The following is a 4,981-nucleotide window of genomic DNA, read 5'->3' on the forward strand; positions in this document are numbered from 1 at the left end:
CCCATGTGGGAGCGGGCTTGCTCGCGAAGGGATCAGCAAATTCACCGCAAATGCCAGCTCAGCGCACCACCGGCAAACTCGTCGTCGACTTGATCTCCGACAGCGCCACGATCGAGTTCACTTCCTGGATCCCAGGCACCATCGACAGCTTTTCGAAGAAGAAGCGTTCATATGCCTCGATGTCCGCCGTGACGATCCGCAGCAGGAAATCCACCGACCCCATCAGCACGTAGCACTCCAGTACCTCGGGAAAGCCGCGAATGGCTTCGGTGAACTCCGTGAAGTTCGAGCGTCCGTGAGCATTGAGTTTGATTTCGGCGAATATCTGCGTGTTGAGGCCGATTTTCTTGCGATCGAGCAAGGTCACCTGACCGCGGATAATCCCTTCCTCCTTCATCCGTTGAATTCGCCGCCAACAGGGGGATTGGGACAAGCCCACCTGCTCGGCGATCTGCGCACTGGACAGCGAAGCATCCTCTTGCAGCAGCGCCAGAATCCTGCGGTCGTAGCTGTCCAGCTCACCCTGCATAAATAAACCCCTTGTAGGTTGAATCGCGAATAGAATAATTCGCCCGATCTGGATAATCATCCATATTAGATAAGAAATACCCCTTCGCGCATGTAAACATTTCTCCATATCCCCGGAGACTGTCCATGCCCCCTCTCGAAGCCGTCACCCCCACCCGCGGCGATGTCTGGCACGCTCATAACGCCCATTGTCGCGCCCGCTACCATCTGCTGGCCGAAGCTGAACCGGATCTGCTGTGCCGGGCGCTGAATCTGTTTGCCTTGCAGGGCCTGACACCCCGGCAGGTCCGCGTCGAACGCCACGACGATCTGCTGTCGATGGAACTCCTCATGGACGGCTTGAGCTGGCACCGTGCCCAAGTGCTCGCTGAAAAATTACGTAACCTGATCAGCGTGTGTTCCGTGGACCTGCAAGACGCTGACAGTGCGCGCCTTGAGCCGGCCCAGGCGGCAGGCTGAAAGGCTGTCGGCAAGAATTCGAAACGCATTGGTCGGGTAGTGGCCCAACGGTCCATAGTGTCGGGACTATTCTTTTGCAGACCGAGCGAGGACGCCGAAGCGTCTGTATCGCGGCTTTGCTGCAATTGTCCAATAGGAACCCGCATGTCCACCAAACACGCCACTCAGGACCGCTGGCTGGACCTCAATGATCTGCTGCGCCAATTGGTCGCCCAGGGCTTCATCAGCCAGGACTGCGCCGAAACCGCACTCAATGCGCGCCGGCGCCATAGCGCCAGCGCCCAGCTGCACCCACTGGAGTTCATCGCCAACCAGCATCTGGACGACCTCAGCCGCCCCGGCAAGCGCCTGGACCTGGAAAGCCTGACCCTCTGGCTGTCGCAGCAGGCCGGCCAGCCCTACCTGCGCATCGATCCGCTGAAAATCAACGTGGCGGCTGTCACGCCGCTGATGTCCTACGCCTTTGCCCAGCGCCACAAGATTCTCGCGGTGGCTGTGGACCGCGACGCGGTCACGGTGGCCAGCGCCCAGCCTTACGTCAGCAGTTGGGAAGCAGACCTGACCCATGTACTCAAGCTGCCGATCCAGCGGGTCGTTGCCAACCCGGTCGATATCCAGCGCTTGAGCGTGGAGTTCTATCGCTTGGCCAAATCGGTCAGCGGCGCCACGACGGTCGACCAGCAACCGAGCAACCTGAGCAATTTCGAACAACTGCTCAACCTGGGCGCCAGCGATCAGGAGCCGGACGCCAACGACGCCCATATCGTCAATATTGTCGACTGGCTGTTCCAGTACGCCTTCCAGCAACGCGCCAGCGATATCCACATCGAACCGCGTCGCGAGCAGGGTACGGTGCGCTTTCGCATCGACGGGGTGCTGCACACCGTCTATCAGTTCCCGCCGCAGGTGACGATGGCGATCATCAGTCGCCTCAAGAGCCTGGGGCGGATGAACGTCGCGGAAAAGCGCAAGCCCCAGGACGGTCGCGTCAAGACCAAGACCCCAGATGGCGGCGAAGTGGAATTACGCCTGTCGACGCTGCCCACGGCGTTTGGCGAAAAAATGGTCATGCGGATCTTCGATCCCGAAGTACTGCTCAAGGACTTCGACCAGCTCGGCTTCTCCGCCGATGACCTGCGCCGCTGGCAAGACATGACCCGTCAGCCCAACGGCATCATCCTGGTGACCGGCCCCACCGGTTCGGGCAAGACCACCACCCTCTACACCACCCTCAAGAAGCTCGCGACGCCGGAGGTAAACCTCTGCACTATTGAGGACCCGATTGAAATGGTCGAAGCGTCCTTCAACCAGATGCAGGTGCAGCACAACATCGACCTGACCTTCGCCGCCGGAGTACGGGCGCTGATGCGGCAAGACCCGGACATCATCATGATCGGCGAGATCCGCGACCTGGAAACCGCCGAAATGGCGATCCAGGCGGCACTCACCGGACACCTCGTCCTCTCGACCCTGCACACCAACGATGCACCGAGCGCCATCAGTCGTTTGCTGGAGCTCGGCGTGCCCCATTACCTGATCAAAGCCACGGTGCTCGGTGTCATGGCCCAACGCCTGGTACGCACGCTATGCCCGCACTGCAAGGCCCCCCTGACCCTGGATGACGACGATTGGCAAACCCTGACACGCCCCTGGCAGGCCCCGTTGCCGGGCAATGCCCAACAGGCCGTCGGCTGCCTGGAGTGTCGTGACACCGGCTATCGCGGCCGTGCCGGGGTTTACGAAATCATGCAATTGACCGACAGCGTCAAAAGCTTGATCCACCCCGACACCGACCTGCTGGCAGTGCGTCGCCAGGCGTTCAAGGAAGGGATGCGCAGCTTGCGGCTGTCGGGGGCGCAAAAGGTGGCGGCGGGCTTGACCACTGTCGAGGAAGTGTTGCGGGTGACGCCACAGAGCGAGCAGAAGTAGTTGTGGCGAGGGGATCTATCCCCGTTGGCTTGCGGAGCAAGCCCAATTACAGACAACAGAATCCTTCTGAAACACCGCGTTCTCAGTTGGGGCCGGCTTCGCAGCCCAGCGGGGATAAATTCCCTCGCCACAGATAATGGCCGCTTGCCTTACACTCACGGATCATCACACTTAAACAAGGAACAGTTATGCAGATCGGTAGCGTACTTTTACTTTTTGTCGGGCTGGTGGTCGCCATCCTGTTCATGGGCTTCAAGGTCGTGCCCCAGGGATACCAATGGACTGTCGAGCGGTTCGGGCGCTACACCAACACCCTCAAACCCGGTCTGAACATCATCATTCCCGTGATGGACCGTATCGGTCGCAAGATAAACGTCATGGAAAGCGTACTGGACATCCCGCCACAGGAAGTCATTACCGCCGACAACGCCACGGTGCAGATAGACGCGGTGTGCTTCTTCCAGGTCGTGAACACGGCCCAGGCGGCCTATGAGGTCAACAACCTCGAACACGCCATCCGCAACCTGCTGCAAACCAACATCCGTACCGTGCTTGGCTCCATGGAGCTGGATGCGATGCTGAGCCAGCGTGATGGGATCAACGAAAAGCTGCTGCGCACTGTCGACGAAGCCACGGCGCCGTGGGGTATCAAGATCACCCGGATCGAGATCAAGGACATCAGCCCGCCGGCGGATCTCATGGCTGCCATGTCGGGACAAATGAAAGCCGAACGGATCAAGCGTGCCCAGATCCTGGAAGCTGAGGGCCTGCGCGCCTCAGCGATTCTGACCGCCGAAGGTAAGAAACAGGCGCAGATCCTCGAGGCCGAAGGCAGCCGTCAGGCCGCGTTCCTGGAATCCGAAGCCCGCGAGCGCCAGGCAGAAGCCGAAGCCCTGGCCACCAAAGTAGTATCCGAGGCGATTGCCGCCGGTAACGTCCAGGCGGTGAACTACTTCGTCGCACAAAAATATATCGACGCCTTGGGCCGCCTGGCCTCGGCCAACAACAGCAAGGTCATCCTGATGCCACTGGAGGCCAGCCAGGTGATCGGGGCAGTCGGTGGCATCGGTGAGATCGTCAAGGCCACTTTCGACAGCAAGAAAAGCTGAGGCTCGGGTATGTGGGCTTTCCTGCAACAGATGTCGTATTGGGACTGGCTGGCGCTGGGCGTCATCCTGTTGATCCTGGAAGTGTTCGGTGCCGGTGGCTACCTGCTATGGATCGGCATGGCCGCAGCGGCGGTCGGCGTGCTGACATTCATCCTGCCGCAGTTGTCATGGGAGATGCAGTTCCTGCTGTTCGGGCTGTTCGCCATGGCGACAGCGTTGTACTGGTGGCGACGTCAACGCAGTGCCGTCCGTGAAAGCGATCAGCCTCTCCTGAACCTGCGTGGACAGGAACTGATCGGCAAGACTTTCCAGGTGCACGAAGCAATCATCGACGGGCGCGGCAAGATCAAGGTGGCCGACGGGGTGTGGCTGGTCAAAGGCCCCGAATCGCCCGTGGGTACGCGGGTCCGGGTGGTTGCACAGGAAGGGGCGGTATTGAGCGTGGAACGGGATGACTGAAGGGTCATGGAACTGAATCGAGAGGTTGGCTATCCAAAGTCATAGTTAACCCTGTGGAGTCACCTATCATGCGTCTCAAACTTGCTGTCGCGACCCTGGCCTTGCTGTCTCTTCCTGTTGGCTCGGCAATGGCCGACACGTTTTGGCGTAACGTCATTTCATCCGGTGCAACCACCGGTTCCACCTACCTGACCTTCAAGGACAACAAGCTGATCGTCGCCGCCCAGGACGACGCCGGCAGTTTCGTTGCCAGCGACGGCGGTATCCGTGGTCCTTACCTGGAAGCTGCGATGCAGAAAGTCCGTGCCGACAACCCAGGCCTGCAGGCCACCGACATGGAATTGGCCAACGCGATCCTGGCGAAAAACGCCGTCGCCCAGGACTGATTCCAGACCGATGAAAAATGCCGCTCGATGGGAGCGGCATTTTTTTGCCCGAAAATATTATCAGGCTGTACGCAGTATCCCGTGTGGGAGCGGGCTTGCTCGCGAAAGCGG

General features: G+C 59.9%; 6 protein-coding genes. 5 read left to right on the forward strand and 1 reads right to left on the reverse strand.

Going from position 1 to position 4,981, the window contains the following annotated elements; translation table 11 throughout:
• Nucleotides 1–58: 58 nt before the first annotated feature.
• Nucleotides 59–529, reverse strand: coding sequence for an Lrp/AsnC family transcriptional regulator (locus HU811_RS24850; protein ID WP_186658633.1), 471 nt, complete (start codon nt 527–529; stop codon nt 59–61).
• Between the two features lie 125 nt (nt 530–654).
• Between HU811_RS24850 and HU811_RS24855 the strand changes: the two genes are divergently transcribed.
• The 5 genes from HU811_RS24855 (at nt 655) to HU811_RS24875 (ending at nt 4,870) form a co-directional block, all read left to right on the forward strand.
• Nucleotides 655–987 (forward strand): ACT-like domain-containing protein, encoded by a 333-nt coding sequence (locus HU811_RS24855; RefSeq protein WP_186658636.1) that lies wholly within the window; start codon nt 655–657, stop codon nt 985–987.
• A 144-nt stretch (nt 988–1,131) separates the two neighbouring features.
• Nucleotides 1,132–2,916, forward strand: coding sequence for a type IV pilus assembly ATPase TfpB (tfpB, locus tag HU811_RS24860; protein ID WP_186658638.1), 1,785 nt, complete (start codon nt 1,132–1,134; stop codon nt 2,914–2,916).
• Nucleotides 2,917–3,104: 188 nt separating this feature from the next.
• Complete coding sequence (locus tag HU811_RS24865; RefSeq protein ID WP_186658641.1) at nt 3,105–4,025, forward strand: SPFH domain-containing protein; 921 nt, start codon at nt 3,105–3,107, stop codon at nt 4,023–4,025.
• 9 nt (nt 4,026–4,034) lie between these two features.
• Nucleotides 4,035–4,484 (forward strand): NfeD family protein, encoded by a 450-nt coding sequence (locus HU811_RS24870; RefSeq protein WP_092395246.1) that lies wholly within the window; start codon nt 4,035–4,037, stop codon nt 4,482–4,484.
• 65 nt (nt 4,485–4,549) lie between these two features.
• Complete coding sequence (locus HU811_RS24875) at nt 4,550–4,870, forward strand: DUF2388 domain-containing protein (RefSeq protein WP_172436019.1); 321 nt, start codon at nt 4,550–4,552, stop codon at nt 4,868–4,870.
• The last annotated feature ends 111 nt before the right edge of the window (nt 4,871–4,981 follow it).

Origin of the sequence: Pseudomonas tehranensis (assembly GCF_014268615.1) — a bacterium.
Lineage (GTDB): Bacteria > Pseudomonadota > Gammaproteobacteria > Pseudomonadales > Pseudomonadaceae > Aquipseudomonas > Aquipseudomonas tehranensis.